We start from the raw sequence: 23,752 nt of genomic DNA on the forward strand, positions 1-23,752 counted from the left end.
TTGAATAAGCACTTGGGCGCACTGCGGCTCACATTGTTTCAGATAGCAAGCCGGGCCGCTCTTTTCAGCGGCCCGATCTCTTTATGCCATGCGCTTGCCGCTACGCAATAAGGCCAAACCACTCAATAACGCGACGGCCATCAAGTAATAGCTTGGTGCCAGGCTGCTGCCGGTACTGCTGATTAACATGCTGCAAATCAGCGGTGCAAAACCACCAAAAACCGTTACCGCCACGTTGTAGCTGATCGCCATGCCGCTAGCTCGGGTGGTGAGCGGGAAAATATCCGCCATCACCGACGGCACGGTCGAAAAATAGATCGATTTCAGCAGCGCCATCCAACCGACCAACAGAATGAGCGTAGTTGGCGTGGTGTGATTCACCATCCCTTTGAATGCCGGATAGATGGTGATGATCAGCAGCAGCAGCGATCCCCACATCAAGGGTAAACGTCCAATTTTCTCCGCCCACAACCCCATCACCGGCGTGACCACCGTCAGGATAATGCCTGCCACCAGCGTGGCACTAAACGCTACCGATCCCGGTAAATGCAGCGTTTTCGTGGTGTAGGTTGGAATGTAGTTCAGCATGTAATTGACGGCGGTTGAAATCACCATTAAGCCAATCGCCAGCGTAATCAGCGACTTCTGCTTGCCAAACAGCGCTTTCAGCGGCGCTGCATGCTTCTCCTGTTGAACGAAGCTGGCAGGTTCATGAATGTTGCGGCGAATATACCAGCCCAGTGGACCAATCAGCAGGCCAAAAGCAAAGGGAATTCGCCAGCCCCAATCCTGGATCTGCGCCTCTGTCAGTAGCTGCGTTAATCCCAGGCCAAACGCCGACGCCATTAAGGTACTCGCGCCCTGCGTGGCGAACTGCCAACTGGCGATGAAAGCTTTGCGTTCCGGGAAGTGTTCAACCAAAAACGCCGTTGAGCTGCCAAATTCGCCACCCGCAGAGAATCCCTGAATCAGACGTGCCATTAAAATCAGCAGCGGCGCAGCCAGGCCGAGGGTGGCATAGCTCGGCATAAAGGTAATCATCGCGCCGCCCAGCATCATCAAATTGATGGAGAGCAAAAGGGCTTTCTTGCGCCCATGACGATCGGCGTAGTTGCCTAGCACAATAGCACCCAACGGACGAATCAAAAACGAGACACCAAAGCTGCCAAAAGTCAGGAGCATGGACACTGAAGGATCGCTGGTAGGGAAAAAGTTGTGTGCAATATAGCTGGCGAAGAAACCATAAACCGCAATATCAAACCACTCCAGCGCATTACCGATACAGGTCGCAAACAGCGTTTTATGCAGGCTCGGTTTTGCTAATGGCATTTCTTGGGCCAGACTGCTCATTTTACACCGCCCTGATAAGCACGATGGCGAGCTATCAGCTGTTCGCCCTCTTCACCTAACTGCCAAAACAGGCGTGTCATGATCTGCAAACCTTCACGCGCTATTGACTTCAGCATATGTTCATTCACGCCATGCTGACCGCAAGCGGGATAGGAATGCGGCACCCACAATGTGGGTAAACCGAGAATGTCGGAGAAGACTTCATTCGGCAGCGACCCCCCAAGATTGGGCAGTAACGCGGGTTTTTTGCCGCTGCTAATAGCCAGACTTTCCAGCGCCCAAGTCACCAGCGGATTGAGAGGATCAAGACGGGTAGCCGGTGAACCTCGCATAAACTCAACATCGACATTATCAAAACCGTGCTGACGCAAATGCGCTTCAACGTGCTGCACCAGATTCTGCCAGTCTGTTCCCACAACAAAACGCAGCTGACAGACCGCCGTGGCCTTACCAGGAATTGCATTCATAGGACGCGCTAAATTGCCGGTTTCATACGCCAGCACTTCCAGCGTATTCCAGCCATACAATCGTTCCGTCGGAGATAACCCTGGCTCGCCCCAGTGGGCTGCCAGTTCAGGATCGCCCGGCATACCGCCCACTTCAACGTCGCTGAGAATTTCACGTACCGCCTCGGTGAGAGAATCGGGTTTCAGCGCCTCAACCTGTAACACGCCCTGCGCATTGACCAGAGAGGCGATAGCATTGGCGAGTTGCGTGCCGGGATTGCTGAGCAGACCGCCCCAGTTGCCGGAATGGTAAGCGTTGTCACGAGCGTTAATCGTCAGGCGGAAATTTACCGCGCCGCGTGAACCAAGAAACAACGTGGGGCGGACTGCATTGAGGCGCGGGCCGTCAGAGGCGATAAACAGGTCGGCGCGCAGTAATTCTTGCTGCTGCTGACAAATTTCTGCCAGCCCAGGCGAGCTGATCTCTTCACCCATCTCAAACAGGATTTTACAGTTGAAGCCCAGTTTGCCGCCGCGCGCAGAAAACACCTGCTCCAGCGCGGCCAGGTTGACGCAGTGCTGGCCTTTATTATCTGCGCTGCCGCGTCCATACCAGCGATCGCCCTCTTCTTTGAGCTGCCAAGGCGACAAACCTTCCCGCCAGTTTTCATCATCTCCAAACACCACATCGCCATGCCCATAACAGAGCAGCGTTGGCAGAGCAGCATCTTCAATGCGTGTAGCAATCAGGAAAGGCCGATTAGCCGCTTGTGGATTGTCAAAGAAGTGCAGAGTAAATCCCAACGCCTTGAGTTGAGGCGCAATTTCATCGCGCAGGTAATGATCTAATTCCTGGTCACGATCCTGACGCTGACTCTCTGTTACGCAGGCGATGCGGCGTGCTAAAAGCTGTTGAAATTCGCCACTATCGAAATAACGCATCGCCTGTTCTACGGCCTGCTGTACGCTCTGTTGCTGTGTCATGTTTGCCCTGCATTTTTTGTCTTAATAATGAACCTATAATTGTCAAAAAATTAGCGTTGCCACAATCATCAATTTATCGAGTAAGCTTTGCTTTTAAGACAAAGCTTATTTGCCCGATTAAGAGGCATGCCCCTTTTTAAGGCACCTGAACACGAAGGTTACGCAATGCTCAGTAGTGAAATACGCTATTTTCTCGCCGTGGTTAACCAGGGTTCCTTGAGCGCCGCCAGTGAACAGCTGTTCGTCGCGGTGTCGGCAATCAGCCGACAGATTCAACGGCTGGAGGCGCAGGTTGGCGTACCGCTGTTTGAACGCCACGCTCGCGGCATGGTGCTGAATGAAGCGGGTGAAATCTTTGCGCATCACGTCCGGAAAAGTCAGCTGGATATGGAATATGCACTGGCTGAAATTAAAGGACTGAAAGCGGTGCGCCGCACGCAAATAAGGATTGCTTGTACCGATGGAATGGCATTCAGCCTGTTGCCGGGGCTGCTAGCGGAATTCAGGCTGGCTAATCCCAGCGTGCTGTTTGCTATGAAAGTCACGCATTCACAGGGCGTGGCGGAAGCGGTGCGAGCCGGAGAATGTGATGTCGCGCTGCAATTTAGTCTGCATCCTGAGCGGGGCGTTGAGGTGTTGGGTTCGTGGCCTGCCCCGGTTTTGCTGGCGATGCAAACCACGCATCCGCTGGCAAAACGGCAGGTCACGCTGGCTGATTTAAGTCACTATCCGCTGGCGCTGCCGGGGCAAAACACCACTGTGCGCCAACTGTTTGATCTCTCTTGTCAGATGAACGGCAGCGTGGTTGAACCGGTACTAACCTGCGATTATTTTTCTACCCTCTACAACTTCTTGCTCCATACACCGCAGGCGGTGACGATTTGCAGCGCCTTTACACTGTTGTTTAGGCAAGAAACGCCGCAGCTGGTGTTGCGTTCAATGGGTGTTGATCAACTTAGCCAGCGCACGCTGCAGCTGCAAACCGTATCGGGTCGACAGCGCAGCGCGGCATTGAATCTGTTCCTGACGTTCCTACAGCAACGTTTAACGGAGATGGATGCACAACTGCGGCAGGCGGGTTAACTGGCCTGCCGCAAGCGGCATTATTTGATGTCTACCTGATAGAAAATGTGCTTCCCAAAAGGATCGACTTCATAGTTGCTGACAGATTTGCGTACCGGCTCGAATATTGTCGAATGCGCAATCATCACGGCAGGCATCTGGTCATGCATGATCTGCTGCGCCTGAAGATAAAGTGCAGTGCGCTTGCCCTGATCTGGCTCTTTACGCGCTTCAGTAATTAACTTCTCGAATGGCTGATAACACCATTTGGAGGAGTTAGAGCCGCCCTGAGCAGAGGTACAACTATAAAGCGGGCCAAAAAAGTTGTCTGGATCGCCGGTTGCGGTGGTCCAGCCCATCAAGGCCGCCTGATGCTCGCCGCTGCGCACACGTTTAAGGTACTCACCCCATTCGTAACTGACGATATTGGCCTTGATACCGACTTTTTCCCAATCTGCCTGAATCATCTCAGCCATACGACGCGCATTGGGATTATAAGGTCGCTGTACTGGCATCGCCCATAGCGCAATTTCAGTGCCGGGTTTGATGCCTGCTTCTTTTAACAGCGCCTTGGCTTTTTCGGGATCGTAGTCGTAATCCTTGAGGTCTTTATCCGCGCTCCAGACACCCGGCGGCAGAATGTTTTTCGCTACCGTGCCGGTGCCTTTAAAAATGGCCTCAATAATAGCGGGCTTATTGATTGCCATTGCCAGTGCCTGGCGCACTTTAACGTTATCCATAGGCGCTTTGGTGGTATTGAACGCGAGGAAACCGGTATTCAATCCTGCTTTCTGAGCCAGCGTGATAGTCGCGTTCTCACGCATTTTTTCTAAGTCTGCCGGATTAGGGAATGGCATAACCTGACACTCATTTTTTTCCAGCTTGGCATAACGCACCGAGGCATCCGGCGTGATGCTGAAGATTAAGCGATCCAGCTTGGCTTTGCCCTGCCAGTAATCCGGGAAGGCTTTATAGAGAATGCGCGAATCTTTCTGATACTGCGCCAGTTCAAACGGTCCCGTTCCGATCGGGTCCATATCCACCTTTTCTGGCGTTCCCGCTTTCAGCATTTTATCGGCATATTCCGCCGAGTGAATGGAAGCAAAGTACCAGGCAAGATCGGCAAGAAATGGCGCTTCTGCGTGGTTCAAGGTAAAGCGAATGGTGTGATCGTCGACGCGGTCGATGCTTTTGATCAGTGTCGAAAGCTCAAGGCTTTCAAAGTTGGCGTAAGTGCCGCCAGAGACATTGTGATAGGGATTTTTGGGATCCATCTGGCGCATAAACGAAAAAATCACGTCATCAGCATTGAAATCGCGCGTTGGCTTAAAGGATTTATTACTGTGAAACTTAACGTTCTGCCGTAGATGGAAGGTATAAACCGTGCCGTCTGGACTGATTTCCCAGCGCTCTGCCAGGCTCGGCACCAGTTCAGTGGTGCCGGTTTTAAAATCGACCAAGCGATTAAAAATCGGTACCGCACTGGCGTCGACGCTGGTGCCAGAGGTGTAAATTTGTGGATTGAAATTCTCTGGTGAACCTTCTGAACAGTAAACCAGGGTTTTCGCGTTAACGCTGCTGGTGATGCTTATCCCAGCGGTAAGCAGCGCTAACATGGCCATCTTCATTTTCATCATTACTCTCGCTTTTTATTGACTTCCGTTGATCAGAATAACTAAATGAATCATTCATATGCTTCATTGATAGCACGATTCGGCAGCTTAGCGAACCTCAGAACCAATAAGGATTAGTGATGACCGGCAAACTTGAGACGCAGTTAACCCAACGCTTTTTTCGCTACCTGGCAGTAAGCAGCCAAAGCGATGCCAAATCCACCACATTACCGAGCACGCCAAGCCAACACGTGATGGCAAAACTGCTCGCGGATGAGCTGCTGACGTTGGGATTACAGGACGTGGTGATAGATGAACACGCCACCGTGACCGCCGTGAAGCCGGGTAATCGTCCTGACGCACCGCGCATCGGTTTTATCACCCACATCGATACGGTTGATGTTGGGCTGTCGCCCGATATTCATCCACAGATACTGACCTGGCAAGGTGAAGATTTGTGTCTGAATGCGCAGCAAGATATCTGGCTACGCCGAGATGAACACCCTGAAATTGCGCCTTATATCGGTCAGGAGATTATCTTTAGCGACGGCACCAGCGTGCTAGGCGCCGACAACAAAGCGGCCGTTACCGTAGTGATGACGTTGATGGAAAATCTGCAAGGCGATCACGGTGACATCGTGGTGGCATTTGTGCCGGATGAGGAAATTGGTCTGCGCGGCGCTAAAGCGCTGGATCTGGAGCAGCGGTTCAACGTAGATTTTGCCTGGACCATCGACTGCTGCGAACTTGGCGAAGTGGTATATGAAAACTTCAATGCCGCCGCAGCGGAAATTACGTTCACCGGTGTCCCCGCACATCCGATGTCCGGCAAAGGCGTGCTGGTGAATCCGCTGTTAATGGCGCACGACTTTATCAGCCAGTTTGATCGACTAGAAACGCCGGAGCATACCGAAGGCCGTGAAGGCTATATCTGGTTCAATGAAATTCACGCTAACGCCAGTTTGGCGACCATGAAAGCCTCAATTCGTGATTTTGATCTGGCTAACTTTGCGCTGCGCAAACAGCGTTTACAGCAGGTTGTACAAGACATTGCGGCGCGTTACCCAACCGGCAAGGTTGACATCACGATCAGTGATACCTACAGCAACATCTCTAATGCGCTGGGCGACGATCGTCGAGCGATTGATTTGATTTTTAACGCGCTGGAAGCGTTGGATATTGAACCGAAGGTCATACCTATGCGCGGCGGCACCGACGGCGCGGCACTGTCCGCCAAGGGTTTACTGACGCCAAACTTCTTTACCGGCGCGCACAATTTCCATTCCCGCTTCGAGTTTTTACCGATCACGTCATTTGTGAAATCGTATCAGGTGGCAGAAAAATTGTGTTATCTGGCGGCACGGTAGGAAAAGCAATCGGGCGCAGACGCGCCCGATGTTGGATTTACTGCTTCACGCTAACATCAATGCCGGGAAAGAATTTTTCGGCAAGCTTCTTCACCGTGCCATCACTCTGGACTTTAGCGATGGCTGCATCCAGGTTCTGCTTCAGGTTGGCATCGCCTTTACGCAGGCCAAAACCAATGCCGGAGCCCAGGATAGCGTCATCTTCTACCGGCTTGCCGATAAAAGCGAAACCTTTGCCCTGCGGCTTGTCGAGGAAGCCCGATTGTCCAGCAGCTGACATCACCAGTGTGCCATCCAAACGGCCCGCGACCATGTCGTTATAAACCTGGTTCTGATCTTGATACGCGGTCACAGTAACGCCCTGCGATTCCCAATGCTTCTTGGCATAGGTTTCCTGAATCGAACCCTGCAACACACCAATGTTCTTGCCTTTCAGCGCTGCCGCAGTTGGCTCCATTTTCTGCCCTTCTTTACCGACTAACATCGTTGGGATGCGGTAAATGGGGCGGGTAAAGTCGATATTTTTCGCCCGCGCTTCGGTGATGTTCATTGCTGAGTTGATCGCATCAAATTTTTTCGCCTGCAGCGCCGGAATTAAGGCATCGAAGCTGCTTTCAACCCAGTGACAGTTAAAGTTGCCCGCTTTACAGATCGCGTTACCTAATTCGATATCAAACCCTTCCAGTTCGCCTTGTGCATTGCGGCTTTCAAAGGGAGGATATTGTGATTCAAGACCGTAACGCAGGCTGTCTTGCGCAAAAACGGATACCGACGTCATCATGCCCAGAGCGAGAAACAGCGTATTGATTTTTTTCATTACTGACCCCTGATTATTGTTTTACGTTGCACAGCGCAGCGGCGCCAGCTTGCAACGTTGCATCATCTTTAGCGAACGAGAGACGAATAAGTTTATTGTCTGTGCCATCCATATAAAACGCCGACAGCGGGATGGTCGCCACACCGTGATCGACGATGAGACGTTTTACCATTTCGCTATCAGATTCGTCACTGAAATGTCCGTAACTGGCCAACATAAAGAAGGAGCCGGCACAAGGCAGCAGCTTGAACGGTGAATCTTTCATCAATGTCAGCAGGCGGTCGCGCTTTTCCTGATAAAACCGCGACAGAGAAAGATAGTTTTCAGCCTTTTGCAGATAATGCGCGAAACCGACCTGCATCGGGGTATCCGCCGCATACATCATAAACTGATGCACTTTTACCAACTCAGTCATCAGCGCGGCCGGTGCCAGACAATACCCCACGCGCCAGCCGGTAACGTGAAAGGTTTTGCCGAAGGAGGAGACGATAACGCTGCGCTCGGCGAGTTCTGGATGCGTTGCCATGCCGCAATGCTTACGCCCGTCAAACAGAATGTGTTCGTACACCTCATCGGACAGCACCACAATATCAGTGTTACGCGTTAAAGCTGCCAGGCGATCAAGATCTTCTGGAGTGAGAACCTGCGCGCTGGGATTATGTGGCGTATTGATAATGATCATGCGGGTGCGTGGCGTGATCGCGGCCTGTAATTCATCCCAGTTAATCGCAAAATCTGGTACCTGTAATTTCAGGCCAATCGGTTTGCCGCCTTGCAAACGCACCACCGGCGCATAGCTGTCGAAAGCCGGTTCAAAAAAAATCACTTCATCACCCGGATGGACCAGCGCAGTAATAGCCATGTAAATGCCCTGGCTTGCGCTGCCGGTTATTAACACTTCACTCGCCGCATCGTAGCGTTGGCCATACAGCGTTTCGACTTTATTCGCCAACGCCTCTCTCAATGCGGGCAAACCGGTCATTGAGGCGTATTGATTATGACCTTCGCGCATGGCACGGCTAACTTCTTCAACCAACGCCGGATCGCAAGGGAAATTAGGCGCGCCCTGCGAAAGATTAATCGCTTTATGCTGGGCCGAGAGCTGACCAATGACGCTAAAAATGGTGGTACCGACATCCGGCAGTTTCGAGGAGATCTGTACGGGCGTTTCCAGGGACATGTTTACTCCGGTTGAATGCATAAAAAGCGACGGCAAGTAGATTTCTATTCAACTGAGTATGGCTTGAGTCGACAAGCGAATTGTTGTCATAATAGCCATGACAATAATGCATAGCTCGAGGTTAACGTGACACGCTCATCCCTTCCGCTTAATGCTATTCACGCGTTTCTGGTGACAGCACGTCATGAGAATCTGACTCACGCTGCCAGTGAATTGTGCATCACACAAGGCGCGGTTAGCCGCAAAATCGCCGCGCTGGAAAGCTGGCTTGGCTTTGCGTTATTTGATCGCCATGCACGTGGCTTACGTCTGACGCCGCAAGGCGCGGCGCTGTTACCAGAGCTGCGCCAGGGATTTGAATTGATGTTGAGTGCGACGGAAAAGGCCAGCCGCACCCACATCAGCATTCGCCTTAAAGCGCCCACCTGCGCCATGCGTTGGTTGGTTCCCCGGCTGGTTTCATTAGAAAAAGCACGGCCCGAGTTGCATGTCGCCTTAACCACCACGCTTGATCATGTGTCGCAACTGGATAATTTCGATGCTGCGATTGTCTACGGCAAGCCGCAGCCCGAAGCCATGCTGTTATTTGAGGAGTCGGTAACGCCCGTGATGGCGACAGGATTGCCGCTACCTGCCAGGGTTGAGGATGTAGCGGGCATGACATTTTTGCACCCCACCAACGATACCCGTGACTGGCAATTATGGCTGGATGCGCAGCAGGTCGCGCTCACCATGAAACGTAATCAGCACTTTGCCACCATGGATCTGGCCATTAGCGCCGCCATTCAGGGGTTTGGCATTACAATGGCGGATATCAATCTGGTCGAAAACGATATCGCCAGCGGCAGACTGGTTGCGCCTTTCGCTGGCGGTGTGAAAACCGGTGCAGCCTACAGTTTATTACAGCGACCGTCGGCTGAAGCGCCACCTTTCCTGGCGGATTTGGTGGCGTGGTTGTGTCAGTCTCAGAAAGTCACCCATTCGCCGTTATCGACGGCAGGTTTAGTCAACGGTTGAAGAGACGGTGCTTTTGGTGGCGCGCTTTTTGTTACCGGACGCACCTCGTGATGAGCATTGGAAAGGCGGAATTTGGCAACCGAGGCTTGCAGCGCTTCGGTTTGCAGCGCCAGTGCGCTAGCGGCGGCTGAGACTTCCTCCACCAGTGAGGCGTTCTGCTGCGTCACGCTGTCCATTTCTGTTACTGCGGTGCCAACCTGGGAAATGCCTTTGCTCTGCTCTTCAGAAGCGGCTGCGATTTGCTTCATGATCGCATCCACATCCTGTACTGATTTGAGAATGTTGTTCATGGTGATACCCGTGGTACCAACCAATTCCGCGCCCTTTTCAACGCGCTGAACGGAATCCTCAATGAGCGTCGCAATCTCTTTTGCTGCGCCAGCACTGCGCTGCGCCAGGTTGCGCACTTCGCTGGCGACCACGGCAAAACCACGACCTTGCTCACCCGCTCGCGCCGCTTCAACCGCTGCGTTCAGGGCCAGAATATTGGTCTGGAATGCGATACCGTTAATGACGCTGGTAATCTCAGCAATCTTTTTCGAGCTGCCAGAAATGCCCTGCATAGTATTGACCACTTCGCTGACCAAACTTCCGCCGCGTTGCGCAGTGGTTGACGCCGTTTCTGCTAGCGAGCTGGCCTGACGTGCATTGTCGGCATTGAATTTCACCGTCGCCGTTAACTGCTCCATGCTGGCAGCGGTCTGTTCCAGCGCGGCCGCCTGCTCTTCGGTACGTGAAGAGAGATCGTTATTACCCGCTGAAATTTCTGCCGCACCGCGTGAAATATTTTCGGTACCGCTGCGAATAGCACTGACAGCTTCGCGCAGGCTGTCCTGCATTGCGCTCAACAGCGGCACTAATTTGCCGACGCAGTTGCGACCAAATTCCTGTACCGGCTGGCTCAAATCGCCTTTGGCGATGACGGCAAAATGCTCACGCACACGGTCCAGCGGTTTCACCAACATCGCCACCAGATAGCGATCGGTGAACAGTAAAATCACCAATCCTGTAATCACCGCCACCATGATGATCACTTTTGTCACGGCGGTCAGGCCATCAACTGCAACGCGCGTTTCATCAAGCTTAACGGCGGCAGCCTGATTAAACTGCTCCGCGCTGGCACCAAACGCGCGGCTCAACGCAGGCGTAACGTTATTGGCCTGCTGACGATATTCCTCCAACGATCCTTGCTGGGCGCGTTGCAGCTGTAAGGCCACACCTTCGTCCAGCAGTTTTTGCCAGTTGCTGATCACGCCGTCCACGACTTCAGCACGCATTGGACCCGGGGCTAATTGCTTAAAACGCACCAGCTGCTGCGCCATGCTTTCAAGCGCCTGTTGTGCAGGCGCATAGGCGGTATCCGCAAGCGTGGTGCCCGCCGCTTTGGCTTCCATTACACGTGACAAACGTGTAACCACGCGAAAATATTGATCGTTTCCTTTGCTTAAGACAGTCATCTGCTCAACCAAATGGCGATCGACGTCGTTGCCTTCACTGAGTGAGCCCAATGCGTGAATGCTGAACAGACCGACAGCGCTCCAGAGCAGACAAAACAGCCCGAGAACGGTAAGCATGACAGCACGAATGCTGAAGTTTCTGAGAATTCCCATACCTAAATCCTTTACGGTGATAACCGACGTTGGCCCAGCTTAAGCGGGCATAGAGAATTTATCGGCAGGGAATGGGGAAGATGTAACGGTTTTATTGGCTAATTTATTGTTGCGTTATTCTTTAGTGACGTGGGTAACACAACCAATAATCATCAAGTTAGCCTGGAATGATGAACCGGATTTCATTCACGCCACTTGATGATTAGCAAGCTTATTAAAGTTTGACCATGTGCGTCATCATCAGGCGAAACAGCCGCATACGCGCCTTCATAAAATTACGCTTCAGCACAATACGATCTTCGCGCTCATCGCCCAGCGATAACGTAACGTCCTCACCCGGATGCCAGACTGGCCAGGGAACTTCCCCCTCAAGCTGGTGTTTGAATTCGCTGGCATCGCGGGCAAATGCAAACCAGTAGGCACACACCCGGTCAGAAAAAGCCTTGTCCTTCGCGGTATAGGCGCGATTATCATTGGCGGTCGGCATCTGAGCCAAGGTATTCATCACATAAGGCACTTCATTACCGTGCCAGGTGCCGTGAGGATAAAGATCGCGGGCGTTTTCGGAGACATAATCAAACCAGTAACGCCAGCCAGGCATACCAATATTATGCTGAGCCCGCATCACCAGCCAAGGCACCACGCTAAATGCCATATCGCGCGCAACGGCTCGGCCCAAACGCTGGTCGTCATGAATGTCATACAGCCATTTGAGCAGGCGATAGCGCATCCGATTTTTATCACGCAGCTGATGCAATACGGCTGTGGCATCCACACCAAAAAATTCTAGCACGCTGGCTTCATCGCTGTTACTGCCAGCGATAAGCGGAATCCGATGTTGCCGGGCGGCGAAAAAGGTTTCCAGCATCGGCTTAGGTAATACAGCATCTCCGGCTATGGGAACCGGGCCAATCATCAGTGGCTGTTCCAGAGACCAGAACGCATCTGCGGGAAGATCACGCAGCTGTTCGGCGCTGGCATTTTCCGTCAGGCCAAAGTGTTTTGCCACGCTGACGCCTTGCTGCAACGCTTTTTTGCGCGGCGTGTCCGGCAAGCTGTAAGCACTTTGCACAATTCCTTTATGAAAGAGTCCTTCGGCTAAAGGAGAACAGCAGAGTGACAGAACACTGCGCGCGCCCGATGACTCACCAAAAAGTGTGACGTTGCGGCGGTCGCCACCAAAAGCAGGAATATTGCGCTGTACCCATTGCAGTGCAGCGATTTGGTCAAGCAGACCAAAGTTATTCACTACGCCGTTGGCGGGGTACTCTTTATCCAGCGCCGGATGGGCAAAAAATCCCAAATGGCCTAAACGATAATTTACCGTAACCACCACCGCGCCACGTGATGCTAACGGTTTACCGTTATAGGGGGCTAAACCGCCCGCGCCGATGGTGTAACCGCCACCGTGCAGCCAGACCATGACCGGTAACGGTTTTACCGGCTCAATGTCCGGTGTCCAGACATTAAGATAGAGACAATCTTCACTGAAATTTCCTGGATCGCCACCGCCTACGGCCAGGCAATATTCACGGTTCTGCCAACTGGCAGCACCAAACATGGTGGCATCGCGCGCCTCTTGCCACGGCTTTACCGGCTGCGGCGATCGCCAGCGAAGCGGGCCTTCTGGCGCGGCTGCATAAGGTATACCTTTGAAGACAAAGAGATCATCATCCATGCTCCCTCGTAACTCGCCTTCCGCAGTCATGATCCTCAGACCTGTTTCATTTTTCATCACTGATTCCCTGTTAAAGCATCTTTCCATTATTTGCAGGGCTTAAGACATTGTCTATGTCTGAGACACATTTGCAGAATATGCCGAAGGTTGGTTGAAAGGTCTGAACAAGATAATCAAAACTATTGAATATGCAGTAAACGATTTTTTCTTTAGATTTGTTTATTCAATCCGGTAGAGGAGCGTGACGCATGTTCAGTGGCATCAACCAACTGTTTGTGCGAATGGCCGATCATCCCGAAATGGGTAAACTGTTGTTACGAATAACATTTGGTGGCTTGCTGCTTTTTCATGGCCAGTTCAAAGTTATTCACGGCGTCGGCTGGATTGCGCGCCTTCTTACGCAAAAGGGTCTACCGGATTTCATCGCTTACGGTGCTTACATCGGGGAAATAATTGCCCCCATCATGATCATCATTGGCTTATTTACCCGTCCCGCTGCCTTCATCATTGCAATCAATATGCTGGTGGCGACGTTGCTGGTGAAGAGCGGCGATGTATGGCATCGCTCTGATGTCGGTGCATGGTCGTTGGAAACCGAAGCGCTCTATTTTTTAGGTGCGCTGGTGATAATGTTGATGGGTGCGGGAAAATATACGCTGGTGCGCGATACGCGCCTGCAATAATAAGAAATGAAGGGGCGACAGCAATGTCGCCCTTTTCTTTTTTACTGTTCTAAACCGCAGCGCTGTAATGAACGCTGCTGTCGATCTGCATACAGCTGCATTTCATCGATGACTTCACTGCCTAACGCCTGTTCGAAGCTGGAACGACTGGCCTTGCCTGCCGATCTGGCCTGCGACTTGTCGCCTAAATTGGACTGAAAAATCCCCGCAGCGCTGACAGGTAAAAAATCCTCATACGTAATGGGATCGGCGATAACACGGCCCTCTGCAATCAGCGTTTCTAACGCATCATGCTGGCGCGGCGGCGATGCCAACCCTTTCTCGCTAAGACGATAATCAAACCACGCGAGCTGCTGCTGGCGGAGCGTAATTTCATCATCAGGAAAAGCACCAAACACACTCGCTAAATGCTGCTGATGCTGCTGATTATCGCTGCCGCTGCCCGCGTTATTCAGCAGTTGATCATAGAGCGCTCGCCCTTTAGGCGTGAGTGCTATGCCGCGCTGTTCAATTTCGCCAAAGCGTGCCGTGTGCGTGCCATGATGTCCATCTTTGAAGGTTATCGGCTCTTCCAGCGCTTTAAAACTGGTTTGACGCAGTAAAATAGGCACCTGACGGCGCGGCGGACCTTCTATCAACGTTTTGGGTTCAATGCCGCGTGACGGCATCATCTCCTGCACGCGATCAATATCCAGCGTGCGCGGGGTCAAGTGATTGATGTGGCAGCCCGGAAAGCAGACAACATCAGCGATCAGTCGATGCTGCTGATTCAAAGCCTGATAGGTGGCGCTGTCAACGCTGCTATGAGAATGCCAGCGGAAGGTTTCCAGCGCTTCATCAACAAACATGGCCGCATCGTCTGCGTGCAATCCGCCTTGCTGCTGGTGTTGTTTAATCAGTTGGCGGCAACGCGGCGTAAAGATATCCCGCGCGGCAAGGATTTCTGCGGCCTTTCTGCGCAGCAGCTCATCGTCGATTAATTCAAGGCGAAGCAGTGAAGTGAAAACACGAAAAGGATTGCGGCGTAAAGCTGTGTCACTGATGGGCCGAAACGCGGTGGAATGCACCGGCACGCCCGCTTGAGAAAGATCGTAGTAGCCAACGGGAAACATCCCCATTATGGCAAACATCTGTCGCAGCATGGAGAGTTCGTCAGCGGTGCCGACACGAATAGCGCCGTGACGTTCAACGCTAAGTCGGCTGAGTTCATCTGACGCAGAAAGACGATTTTTTAGGCCAACATTGGCTTCTAATGTGCGTTCGTTGACGGTCATAACCAGCTGCATCAGCGTCCCGTATTGCGGAACTTCTTGCTGATAAAGGGCCGACATAGCTTTAGAGAAGCGTGTGCGAATTGCGTCCGCACTTTGAAAGTTGTCCATTTTATCCACCTGACACCGAGAACGTTGCAGCTACTTTAATGCAACGCGCTGATGCCAGCGGAAAAAATCACGAATTTGTGATCGGCTTAAAGCCGTAGCGATTTTTTAAGATCAACATCAGGGTTGTGATGACAGCGGGAATAGCCAGTAGCAGGAAAATGGAATTAAATGACCAGCCCAGCGACAGCATTTCTGCGCCGATAAAAGCGCTAAGAATGGCACCAATGCGCCCAACGCCGTGCATCCAGCTGGAGCCGGTAGCACGCGCATGCGTGGGATAATAGCTGGCAGAAAGTGCATTCATTCCCGTATTTGCGCCGTTGAAGCAGAAGCCGCTGCAAAAGGCGATGCCGCTCATAATACCGACCTGTGCCGGTGAGAAACCCAGCGCTACAATTGCAATACCCCCGCAGAAATAGATGCCCGCTAAGGCCAGGTTGGCGTTAAAGCGATCCATTAACCAACCTGCGAACAGCGAACCCAGTGTGCCGCCAGCTTGATACATGGCGGTAATGATCGCGGCTTCCGTAACCGACATCCCCAAAGTATTGACCAACGACGGCAACCAACTGCCAATCAGATACACCAGGAACAAGCCCATAAAATAGCCGCCCCACAGCATCAGGCTGCCAAACAGGTAGCGCGGAGAAACAACCGTACTGATGGCACCGCTATGCTGTGGAACGGCTTCTACCGCATGAAAATCGGTGTCTGGGCGTGTGGTGCCAGGCAGCATACGCTCCAAAATGGCATGTATCCGCGCTGCAGGCGCGCGTCGACTGATCAGGAAGCGTACAGATTCAGGCAGGCCGCGCAGCAAAAACGGCAGCACGATCAACGGTAGAATCCCGCCCAGCAACAAAACGGAATGCCAGTCGTAGCGAGGCAGCAACCACGAAGCAGCAAAGCCTCCGCTGGCAGCACCAAAGGTAAATCCACAAAACACCACGGTGATGATAAAAGCGCGGCGGCGTTCTGGTGCGTATTCAGCCACTAACGTGCCGACATTGGGCATTGCAGCCCCTAATCCAAGCCCCGTCAGGAAGCGGAACAACATCATCTGCTCGATGTTTTGCGATAGCGCGGTCGCTAACGTCCAGAGGCCAAAAAAGAATACGCTCAGGATAATCATCATTCGACGCCCATAGCGATCGGCCAGCGGACCGGCAACCATTGCACCGATAGCCAATCCTATTAAGGCTGCGCTAATGACCACGCCTAACTGATGATTGGTCACGCCCCACGCAGCTTTAAGCGTTGGCGCGATAAATCCCATAATTGCGATGTCCATGCCATCGAGGGCAACCACAATGAAACACAATGCGATTAACCGTTTCTGCCAACGGCTTAAAGCACGTTGGTTTATTAACTGGCGAACATCCACCGCCTCGACGCTGGTCACTGAAATACTCCTCACTTCGCGATCAGGATTAGACATCAGTTTTGGTAAAAAAAACGGCGCTAATGATAGCCGATCGTTAACAATAAAACGCCCGATTTTTATATGATATTGAGAATTATTCAACCTTTTTATTGGTAAGTGATTGATTGTAATATGGCTAACATGCATCCTTACTCGAATATATTTGTCGCATGTTCTTATCAAATTCAGCAGCTTATTGCTGTATTCCGATTTAAGAATTCATTTGTTAATGTTATTTTGCAGCAAAGTTAACAGAATCCATTTTTTAGGGTTGCCAGCCTCTTGAGTTTGTCATTAAGTTTGAACAATGGACAAAAACATCATCTTTAATCAGCGCATACGACTGCGCCACTTACATACTTTTGTTGCCGTCGCGCAGCAAGGCACTTTAGGCAGAGCGGCAGAAACGCTGAGCCTGAGCCAGCCTGCCCTGTCGAAAACATTGAATGAACTGGAAGAGTTAACGGGCGTTCGGCTTTTTGAGCGGGGTCGACTAGGCGCACAGCTGACTACCATGGGCGAACAGTTTTTGACACACGCCGTAAAAGTGTTGGATGCGCTAAACCATGCGGGTCAAAGCTTTAATGAACCGCTCACTGACCGCCCTATCATCATTCGCTTAGGCGCACTAACCACAGCGGCGATGGGTATGTTGCCGCAAATTCTGGATCGTTTTCATCAACTGCAACCGCATACCACGGTACAGGTCGCAACCCTGCACAATAATGTCTTATTAGCGGGACTGAGAGCGGGCGAATTTGACATTGGTATTGGCCGAATGGCTGATAGCGAAATGATGGCAGGTTTAACTTATGAGCTGCTGTTTCTGGAATCACTTAAGCTGGTTGTTCGTCCTGAGCACCCCCTTTTATGTGACAACGTCACATTATCCCGTGCGATGCAATGGCCGGTCGTGATTTCACCGGAAGGAACGGCGCCACGCCGGATTGCGCAGCAGATGCTTGATGAACAAGGCTGCGTATTGCCGCCTAATTGTGTTGAGACCTCCTCAACGTCGCTTGCCCGGCAGCTTGCGCTGCGTTACGACTATATTTGGTTCGTCCCTTCTGGCGCCATTAAAGAGGATCTCACGCATAACGCCGTATGTGCATTGCCGATTAATTCTTCTGGTGCGGGCGAGCCGGTGGGAATCATCACCCGCACCGGCAATACGTTGAGTTTGAGTACAGAAGTACTGATGTCAACGATTCGCAAATTTCACAGTTAGCGGCTGCGTTTGGCGTGCTTTTCCCAGTTATCCAGGCGCGCTTTGTCGGTTTTGCGCATGCCGACATAGAGCGCCCCGCTGCCACCATGCTGGGCTTGCGCCACGCAAAAGGTTTGAACCTCATCAAATTGTTTTAGCCAGCGCGCAAGATAACTGCGTACGATGTTTGCATGAGATTCGTTGTCACGACCTTTGCCATGGATGATGAGCACATTGCGTAGCCCCTCTTTTCTCGCCTGCTGGATGAAGCTAAACACTGCCTGACGACAGGTTTCAACCGGCTGTCGCAGCAGATTCAGGCTGGCATCAAGTGGATATTCCCCTTTACGGAGTTTATCTAACACGCCTTGCTGAATACCGTCAGCTTTGTATTCCAGCAAGGTATCCAGCGGCACAATATCGAGAAAGCCGCGTGTCAGGAAGTTATCCTGCTCCGCTTCTGCCTGAGTTGGGCGCGGAGCTTTGGTTGAAGGGGATTTTAACCACAAGGTGTTGGCTGTATCTTTCAGTGGAGTGACATCACCGATGGCATCTCGAAAAATATTGTCTTCATCAAGGTTCATGGTTTTTCACACCTAATATAATGATGGGTCGCAATATAGACCCCGTCAGAGAGAGTAGCAAAAAGCGGAATACCTGCGCTAAAGCTGTTTTTTACTTAAGAATATCAAAAGAAAATGTGTGCGTGAGATCAATAAAGCGGCAACATTTCGTGACACATGACACATTTTAATACCGCCAAGGCCCGTCATGCCGCCCTTCCCGCCTGGAAAATCCATCCTTACACTTGGTGAGGATAATACTGCTCGGATGAGTTCCCTTCGGGCTGAAAAATGTTAAAATTGACCGCAGTCAATTATCGTAGAGCTAACCATTATGATCCCTGAAAAACGCAGCATTCGTCGTATTCAGTCAGGCGGTTGTGCTATTCACTGCCAGGATTGCAGCATCAGTCAGTTATGTATCCCTTTTACGCTAAACGAACATGAGCTAGATCAGCTCGACAACATTATTGAGCGTAAAAAACCGATACAGAAAGGTCAAACTCTCTTCAAAGCCGGCGATGATTTAAAATCGCTCTATGCTATTCGCTCCGGCACCATTAAAAGTTACACCATCACCGAACAGGGCGACGAACAGATCACCGGTTTCCATCTTGCTGGCGACTTAGTGGGTTTCGACGCCATTATGGGCAACAACCATCCAAGTTTTGCTCAGGCGTTAGAAACGGCAATGGTATGCGAAATTCCTTTCGAAACGCTGGACGATCTCTCTGGCAAAATGCCGGCTCTGCGTCAGCAAATGATGCGTTTGATGAGTGGTGAGATCAAAGGCGATCAAGACATGATTTTACTGCTCTCCAAAAAGAATGCGGAAGAGCGTTTAGCCGCCTTTATTTGGAACCTTTCTCGCCGTTTTGGTCAACGGGGTTTCTCACAGCGCGAATTTCGCCTCACCATGACGCGCGGAGATATCGGTAATTACCTTGGTTTGACGGTAGAAACGATTAGCCGCTTGCTGGGACGCTTCCAAAAAAGCGGAATGCTGGCGGTTAAAGGAAAATACATCACTATTGAAAACCACGCTTTACTGGCTGAATTAGCCGGCCAGAGTCACCAGGCTGCATAGATAATTGCCGGGTCGATAAATGTTATTTTATTGATCCGGCAACAACTTTTTCCCTTCTTCCCGTCATAAACATAGGCTATCTTTAATCCAATTGCTTTGGTGTATGGAGAATGCCCTTATGTCACGCTACCAAAATATTCTGGTTGCCATTGATGCTCAGCAGGACGATCAGCCAGCGCTGCGTCGTGCGGTTTATCTCAACCAACTCATTGGCGGCAAAATCAAAGCCTTTTTGCCTATCTATGATTTCTCTTATGAGATGACCACGCTGCTGTCGCCAGATGAGCGCTCATCAATGCGTCAGGGCGTTATCAGCCAACGAACTGAATGGATTCGTGAGCAGGCGCAAGCGTATCTGGACGCGGGTATAGAGATTGAAATAAAGGTTATTTGGCATAATCGCCCTTATGAAGCCATTATTCAGGAAGTGCTAAGCCAGAAACATGATTTAGTCCTGAAGATGGCGCATCAGCACGATCGTCTCGAATCCGTGATTTTCACCCCCACCGACTGGCATTTGCTGCGTAAATGTCCCTGCGCAGTCTGGATGGTAAAAGATCAGCCTTGGCCGGAAGGCGGTAAAGCGATTGTCGCGGTCAATCTCGCCAGCGAAGAGCCGCATCATGATGGATTGAATCAAAAGCTGATCCGCGAAACAAAACTGCTTGCCGATATGGTGAATCATACCGAAGTCCATTTGGTTGGCGCGTATCCCATCACACCCATTAATATCGCCATTGAACTGCCTGATTTCGATCCCGGCGTCTATAACGACGCCATTCGCGGCCAGCATTTAGTGGCAATGAAAGCGTTACGCCAGAAGTTCTCAATTGGTGAAGAGTTCACACACGTCGCGAAAGGTTTGCCGGAAGAAGTGATTCCTGATTTAGCCGGTCATCTCAGCGCAGGTATCGTGGTGTTAGGCACTATTGGGCGCACTGGATTGTCCGCCGCATTCCTCGGTAATACTGCCGAACAAGTCATTGATCATCTTCGTTGTGATTTGCTGGCAATAAAGCCAGATGACTTCACTTCACCGATTGATTTAGACGATGAGGAAGATGAGGAAGATTAATCTCTTCTCAACCAAAAAAGGCGGCTCATAGAGCCGCCTTTTTTATGGCATACCTAATGATTACAACGCTTTTAAAATGCCTTCAACGCTGGCTTTTGCATCGCCAAACAACATGTGTGTGTTGTCTTTGAAGAACAGCGGGTTCTGCACTCCAGCGTAGCCGGTATTCATTGAACGTTTGAAGACGATAACATTTTGCGCTTTCCACACTTCAAGCACTGGCATACCCGCGATTGGACTGCGCGGATCTTCCAGTGCTGCCGGGTTTACAGTGTCGTTAGCACCAATCACCAGCACCGTGTCGGTATCGCTAAAGTCATCGTTGATCTCATCCATTTCCAACACCACGTCATAAGGTACTTTGGCTTCGGCCAGCAACACGTTCATGTGACCAGGCAAACGTCCTGCGACCGGATGAATACCAAAGCGAACTTTGATACCCCGCGCGCGCAATTTGTCAGTGATTTCAGCTACTGGATATTGCGCCTGCGCCACTGCCATACCGTAGCCGGGTGTGATGATGACCGACGTGGAGGCTTTTAACATTTCTGCCGTTTCTTCAGCCGTGATTTCACGGTGTTCACCCGCTTCGTCACTCTCGCCTGCTACGCTGACATCAGTACCGAATCCACCAGCAATAACGCTGATGAACGATCGGTTCATCGCCTTACACATAATGTACGAGAGGATGGCACCCGAAGAGCCAACCAGCGCGCCGGTAACGATCAGCAAATCATTGCTCAGCATAAAACCTGCCGCCGCCGCCGCCCAACCTGAATAGGAGTTCAGCATCGAAACCACGACCGGCATGTCTGCACCGCCGATGGAGGCCACCAGATGCCAGCCAAACGCCAATGCAATGACAGTCATGACAAACAGTGCAAACACCTGCGCGCCTGAGCTGTCGGTATTAACGAACCACAGCAACAGCAGGAATGAAACCACCAACGCCAGCAAGTTCAGCTTGTGCCGATGTGGCAGCATCAATGGACGCGACGAAATTTTGCCACAGAGTTTGCCAAACGCCACCAGAGAACCGGTGAAGGTCACTGCACCAATAAAGATACCGATAAACACTTCGGTCAGATGGATATTCTCCATCACATTCGGCAAACCGGGGGCATGATCGATATAGCTGTTGATACCAACCAATACCGCCGCCAAACCCACAAAGCTGTGCAGGATAGCCACCAGCTCTGGCATTTCGGTCATTTCAACTTTTTTCGCCAGACGAATACCAATTGCACCGCCAATCACCATCGCCAACAGAATCCAGACCACGTTGCCACTGTCTGGGCCAAAAATGGTGGCGATCAGCGCAATTGCCATGCCACTGATACCAAAGGTATTGCCCCGCTTGGACGTCTCATGTTTTGAGAGGCCAGCCAGACTACAAATAAACAAAATTGCGGCAACAATGTATGCTGCAGTCACTAATCCGCCAGACATGTGTTACCCCTTACGAAACATTTTCAGCATGCGTTGAGTGACGGTAAAGCCACCAAAAATATTGATGCTGGCGATCAGCACCGCAATAAAGGAAATAAACGTAACCCATCCACCGTGCCCCATTTGCAGCACCGCTCCCACCACGATAATGCCGGAAATGGCGTTGGTGACTGACATTAGCGGTGTATGAAGCGCATGGCTGACATTCCACACCACGTAATAACCCACCACGCAGGAGAGCGCGAAGACGGTGAAGTGCGACAGGAATTCACTCGGTGCTACGTTTGCCAGACAAGCGAACAGCACGATAGCCAGCGCAATCAGCAGGTATTTACGTGTTGGAGAAGCGGGTTTTGCCTCCGCTTTTTTCAGCGGTTGAGCAGCGGGTGCCGCTTTAGGCGCAGCAGAAACCTGAATCGGCGGAGCTGGCCAGGTCACTTCTCCCTCGCGAATCACAGTAACGCCACGTACCACAACGTCATCAAAGTCGACAGCGATCTCGCCGTTTTTCTCTTTGCATAACAGTTTGATCAGGTTAAGCAGATTGGTGCCATAAAGCTGAGACGACTGCGTAGGTAAACGGCTTGGCAGATCGGTGTAACCGATGATTTTCACGCCATTAGGCGTCACAGTAACCTGATCGGCAACGGTTAACGCGCAGTTACCGCCAGTTTGTGCCGCCAAATCAACGATGACGCTGCCCGGTTTCATGCTGGCAACCATCTCTTCGGTGATCAGTTTGGGGGCCGGTTTGCCGGGAATCAACGCGGTGGTAACAATAATGTCAACATCCTGCGCCTGGCTGGCAAACAGCGCCATTTCGGCCTTGATAAAGGCTTCCGACATGACTTTGGCATAGCCATCACCGCTGCCCGCTTCCTCTTCGAAATCGAGCTCGAGAAATTCGGCACCCATGCTCTGTACTTGCTCTTTTACTTCAGGGCGAGTATCAAAGGCACGCACGATAGCGCCCAAACTGCCTGCCGCACCAATTGCCGCGAGTCCAGCTACGCCAGCGCCAATTACCATGACTTTAGCGGGAGGAACTTTACCCGCTGCCGTGATTTGACCGGTAAAAAAGCGGCCAAACTCATGGGCGGCTTCAACAATGGCTCGGTAACCCGCAATGTTTGCCATTGAGCTCAGCGCATCAAGCGACTGCGCGCGTGAAATGCGCGGCACTGAATCCATCGCCATGACAGTTACATTGCGCGCCGCCAGTTTTTCCAGCAGATCGGGATTTTGCGCTGGCCAAATAAAACTCACTAAGGTGCTGCCTTCACGCGCCAGTAAAATCTCTGCATCATCAGGTGCGTTCACTTTAAGGACGATGTCAGATTGCCACACCTGCTGGCTGTCAGTCAGTGTCGCGCCGGCGCGACGATAACTTTCGTCATCAAAGCTTGCACGCTTACCGGCGTCATGCTCGACAGTGACGCTAAAACCCAGCTTAATCAGTTGTTCAACGGTTTTCGGCGTGGCAGCCACGCGCGATTCGTTTAACAACCGCTCTTTGGGAATTCCAATTAACATAATGTTCCCTTTTATCGGTTAAAGGATGATCGCCTGTTACCTGCATGACAGTACAACGCCTGAAACACGGTTTCAGGCGCTTATAAATGAAATGCATTTGTTTCGAAGTATTTATAACCTACTGAAAATATGTCTGCCGATCTACACTCATAACGCATACTTATGACATTCACACAATTATTCAGTCTCAGAGAATAAATCCCGTGCTTTAACACTGCTAATCGAC

General features: G+C 51.5%; 19 protein-coding genes. 7 read left to right on the top strand and 12 right to left on the bottom strand.

The features are described from left to right. Nucleotides 1-81: 81 nt before the first annotated feature. Nucleotides 82-1,350 (bottom strand): MFS transporter, encoded by a 1,269-nt coding sequence (locus SC127_RS21810; protein ID WP_332628114.1) that lies wholly within the window; start codon nt 1,348-1,350, stop codon nt 82-84. Further along, on the bottom strand, nt 1,347-2,780 hold the full coding sequence (locus tag SC127_RS21815; protein WP_243077895.1) for a M20 family metallopeptidase: 1,434 nt from the start codon (nt 2,778-2,780) through the stop codon (nt 1,347-1,349). The genes SC127_RS21810 and SC127_RS21815 overlap by 4 nt, the downstream gene beginning before the upstream one ends. Nucleotides 2,781-2,945: 165 nt before the next feature. Here SC127_RS21815 and SC127_RS21820 point away from each other — a divergent pair, with 165 nt between their 5' ends. Further along, nucleotides 2,946-3,863 carry a LysR family transcriptional regulator gene (locus SC127_RS21820; RefSeq protein ID WP_332628118.1) on the top strand — a complete coding sequence of 306 codons (918 nt, stop codon included), beginning with the start codon at nt 2,946-2,948 and terminating at the stop codon, nt 3,861-3,863. Nucleotides 3,864-3,883: 20 nt separating this feature from the next. Here SC127_RS21820 and SC127_RS21825 read toward each other — a convergent pair whose 3' ends face one another. Next, on the bottom strand, nt 3,884-5,476 hold the full coding sequence (locus SC127_RS21825) for an ABC transporter substrate-binding protein (RefSeq protein ID WP_243078496.1): 1,593 nt from the start codon (nt 5,474-5,476) through the stop codon (nt 3,884-3,886). A 119-nt stretch (nt 5,477-5,595) separates the two neighbouring features. Between SC127_RS21825 and pepT the strand changes: the two genes are divergently transcribed. Further along, nucleotides 5,596-6,822, top strand: a complete 1,227-nt coding sequence (pepT, locus tag SC127_RS21830) for a peptidase T (RefSeq protein WP_243077893.1) — start codon at nt 5,596-5,598, stop codon at nt 6,820-6,822. A 37-nt stretch (nt 6,823-6,859) separates the two neighbouring features. Here pepT and SC127_RS21835 read toward each other — a convergent pair whose 3' ends face one another. Next, nucleotides 6,860-7,639 carry a transporter substrate-binding domain-containing protein gene (locus SC127_RS21835; RefSeq protein ID WP_243077892.1) on the bottom strand — a complete coding sequence of 260 codons (780 nt, stop codon included), beginning with the start codon at nt 7,637-7,639 and terminating at the stop codon, nt 6,860-6,862. A 13-nt stretch (nt 7,640-7,652) separates the two neighbouring features. After that, nucleotides 7,653-8,819 (bottom strand): methionine aminotransferase, encoded by a 1,167-nt coding sequence (locus tag SC127_RS21840; RefSeq protein WP_332628122.1) that lies wholly within the window; start codon nt 8,817-8,819, stop codon nt 7,653-7,655. A gap of 126 nt (nt 8,820-8,945) precedes the next feature. Here SC127_RS21840 and SC127_RS21845 point away from each other — a divergent pair, with 126 nt between their 5' ends. Further along, complete coding sequence (locus SC127_RS21845; protein ID WP_332628124.1) at nt 8,946-9,836, top strand: LysR substrate-binding domain-containing protein; 891 nt, start codon at nt 8,946-8,948, stop codon at nt 9,834-9,836. Here the strand turns inward: SC127_RS21845 and SC127_RS21850 are convergent. Both SC127_RS21850 and SC127_RS21855 read right to left on the bottom strand, forming a co-directional pair. Next, nucleotides 9,785-11,446 carry a methyl-accepting chemotaxis protein gene (locus SC127_RS21850; RefSeq protein ID WP_332628126.1) on the bottom strand — a complete coding sequence of 554 codons (1,662 nt, stop codon included), beginning with the start codon at nt 11,444-11,446 and terminating at the stop codon, nt 9,785-9,787. The genes SC127_RS21845 and SC127_RS21850 overlap by 52 nt on opposite strands. Nucleotides 11,447-11,660: 214 nt before the next feature. Then, entirely contained in the window at nt 11,661-13,181 is a 1,521-nt protein-coding gene (locus SC127_RS21855; RefSeq protein WP_243077888.1) for a carboxylesterase/lipase family protein, read from the bottom strand. A gap of 191 nt (nt 13,182-13,372) precedes the next feature. On the opposite strand from SC127_RS21855, the gene SC127_RS21860 reads away from it, so the two are divergent. After that, on the top strand, nt 13,373-13,807 hold the full coding sequence (locus tag SC127_RS21860; RefSeq protein WP_243077887.1) for a DoxX family protein: 435 nt from the start codon (nt 13,373-13,375) through the stop codon (nt 13,805-13,807). Nucleotides 13,808-13,848: 41 nt separating this feature from the next. Here SC127_RS21860 and hglS read toward each other — a convergent pair whose 3' ends face one another. Next, the gene (gene hglS, locus SC127_RS21865; RefSeq protein WP_243077886.1) at nt 13,849-15,189 is read right to left on the bottom strand and encodes a 2-oxoadipate dioxygenase/decarboxylase HglS; all 1,341 of its coding nucleotides are present in this window, start codon (nt 15,187-15,189) and stop codon (nt 13,849-13,851) included. A gap of 67 nt (nt 15,190-15,256) precedes the next feature. Next, a complete protein-coding gene (locus SC127_RS21870) occupies nt 15,257-16,591 on the bottom strand; it encodes an MFS transporter (RefSeq protein WP_243077885.1) in 1,335 nt (444 codons plus the stop codon). Between the two features lie 328 nt (nt 16,592-16,919). On the opposite strand from SC127_RS21870, the gene SC127_RS21875 reads away from it, so the two are divergent. Further along, nucleotides 16,920-17,840 carry a LysR substrate-binding domain-containing protein gene (locus SC127_RS21875; RefSeq protein WP_243077884.1) on the top strand — a complete coding sequence of 307 codons (921 nt, stop codon included), beginning with the start codon at nt 16,920-16,922 and terminating at the stop codon, nt 17,838-17,840. Here SC127_RS21875 and smrA read toward each other — a convergent pair. Then, nucleotides 17,837-18,403, bottom strand: a complete 567-nt coding sequence (gene smrA / locus SC127_RS21880) for a DNA endonuclease SmrA (RefSeq protein ID WP_243077883.1) — start codon at nt 18,401-18,403, stop codon at nt 17,837-17,839. The genes SC127_RS21875 and smrA overlap by 4 nt on opposite strands. A gap of 313 nt (nt 18,404-18,716) precedes the next feature. Here smrA and SC127_RS21885 point away from each other — a divergent pair, with 313 nt between their 5' ends. Both SC127_RS21885 and uspE read left to right on the top strand, forming a co-directional pair. Beyond that, nucleotides 18,717-19,469 carry an FNR family transcription factor gene (locus tag SC127_RS21885; RefSeq protein ID WP_215846767.1) on the top strand — a complete coding sequence of 251 codons (753 nt, stop codon included), beginning with the start codon at nt 18,717-18,719 and terminating at the stop codon, nt 19,467-19,469. A 118-nt stretch (nt 19,470-19,587) separates the two neighbouring features. Then, nucleotides 19,588-20,544, top strand: a complete 957-nt coding sequence (gene uspE, locus SC127_RS21890; RefSeq protein WP_215846766.1) for a universal stress protein UspE — start codon at nt 19,588-19,590, stop codon at nt 20,542-20,544. 60 nt (nt 20,545-20,604) lie between these two features. Here uspE and pntB read toward each other — a convergent pair whose 3' ends face one another. Then, nucleotides 20,605-21,993: a Re/Si-specific NAD(P)(+) transhydrogenase subunit beta gene (gene pntB, locus SC127_RS21895; protein WP_215846765.1), complete on the bottom strand. Its 1,389-nt coding sequence runs from the start codon at nt 21,991-21,993 to the stop codon at nt 20,605-20,607. A gap of 3 nt (nt 21,994-21,996) precedes the next feature. Further along, nucleotides 21,997-23,526, bottom strand: a complete 1,530-nt coding sequence (gene pntA / locus SC127_RS21900; protein WP_243077882.1) for a Re/Si-specific NAD(P)(+) transhydrogenase subunit alpha — start codon at nt 23,524-23,526, stop codon at nt 21,997-21,999. Nucleotides 23,527-23,752 lie beyond the last annotated feature (226 nt).

The organism is Pantoea sp. T14, from assembly GCF_036663535.1.
GTDB lineage: Bacteria > Pseudomonadota > Gammaproteobacteria > Enterobacterales > Enterobacteriaceae > Pantoea > Pantoea phytostimulans.

Excerpts from the sequence above, each read along its gene's own strand:
- SC127_RS21810 (WP_332628114.1), bottom strand. The coding sequence starts at position 1,350 with ATGAGCAGTCTGGCCCAAGAAATGCCATTAGCAAAACCGAGCCTGCAT.
- SC127_RS21815 (WP_243077895.1), bottom strand. The coding sequence starts at position 2,780 with ATGACACAGCAACAGAGCGTACAGCAGGCCGTAGAACAGGCGATGCGT.
- SC127_RS21820 (WP_332628118.1), top strand. The coding sequence starts at position 2,946 with ATGCTCAGTAGTGAAATACGCTATTTTCTCGCCGTGGTTAACCAGGGT.
- SC127_RS21825 (WP_243078496.1), bottom strand. The coding sequence starts at position 5,476 with ATGAAAATGAAGATGGCCATGTTAGCGCTGCTTACCGCTGGGATAAGC.
- pepT (WP_243077893.1), top strand. The coding sequence starts at position 5,596 with ATGACCGGCAAACTTGAGACGCAGTTAACCCAACGCTTTTTTCGCTAC.
- SC127_RS21835 (WP_243077892.1), bottom strand. The coding sequence starts at position 7,639 with ATGAAAAAAATCAATACGCTGTTTCTCGCTCTGGGCATGATGACGTCG.
- SC127_RS21840 (WP_332628122.1), bottom strand. The coding sequence starts at position 8,819 with ATGTCCCTGGAAACGCCCGTACAGATCTCCTCGAAACTGCCGGATGTC.
- SC127_RS21850 (WP_332628126.1), bottom strand. The coding sequence starts at position 11,446 with ATGGGAATTCTCAGAAACTTCAGCATTCGTGCTGTCATGCTTACCGTT.
- SC127_RS21855 (WP_243077888.1), bottom strand. The coding sequence starts at position 13,181 with ATGAAAAATGAAACAGGTCTGAGGATCATGACTGCGGAAGGCGAGTTA.
- SC127_RS21860 (WP_243077887.1), top strand. The coding sequence starts at position 13,373 with ATGTTCAGTGGCATCAACCAACTGTTTGTGCGAATGGCCGATCATCCC.
- hglS (WP_243077886.1), bottom strand. The coding sequence starts at position 15,189 with ATGGACAACTTTCAAAGTGCGGACGCAATTCGCACACGCTTCTCTAAA.
- SC127_RS21875 (WP_243077884.1), top strand. The coding sequence starts at position 16,920 with ATGGACAAAAACATCATCTTTAATCAGCGCATACGACTGCGCCACTTA.
- smrA (WP_243077883.1), bottom strand. The coding sequence starts at position 18,403 with ATGAACCTTGATGAAGACAATATTTTTCGAGATGCCATCGGTGATGTC.
- SC127_RS21885 (WP_215846767.1), top strand. The coding sequence starts at position 18,717 with ATGATCCCTGAAAAACGCAGCATTCGTCGTATTCAGTCAGGCGGTTGT.
- uspE (WP_215846766.1), top strand. The coding sequence starts at position 19,588 with ATGTCACGCTACCAAAATATTCTGGTTGCCATTGATGCTCAGCAGGAC.
- pntB (WP_215846765.1), bottom strand. The coding sequence starts at position 21,993 with ATGTCTGGCGGATTAGTGACTGCAGCATACATTGTTGCCGCAATTTTG.
- pntA (WP_243077882.1), bottom strand. The coding sequence starts at position 23,526 with ATGTTAATTGGAATTCCCAAAGAGCGGTTGTTAAACGAATCGCGCGTG.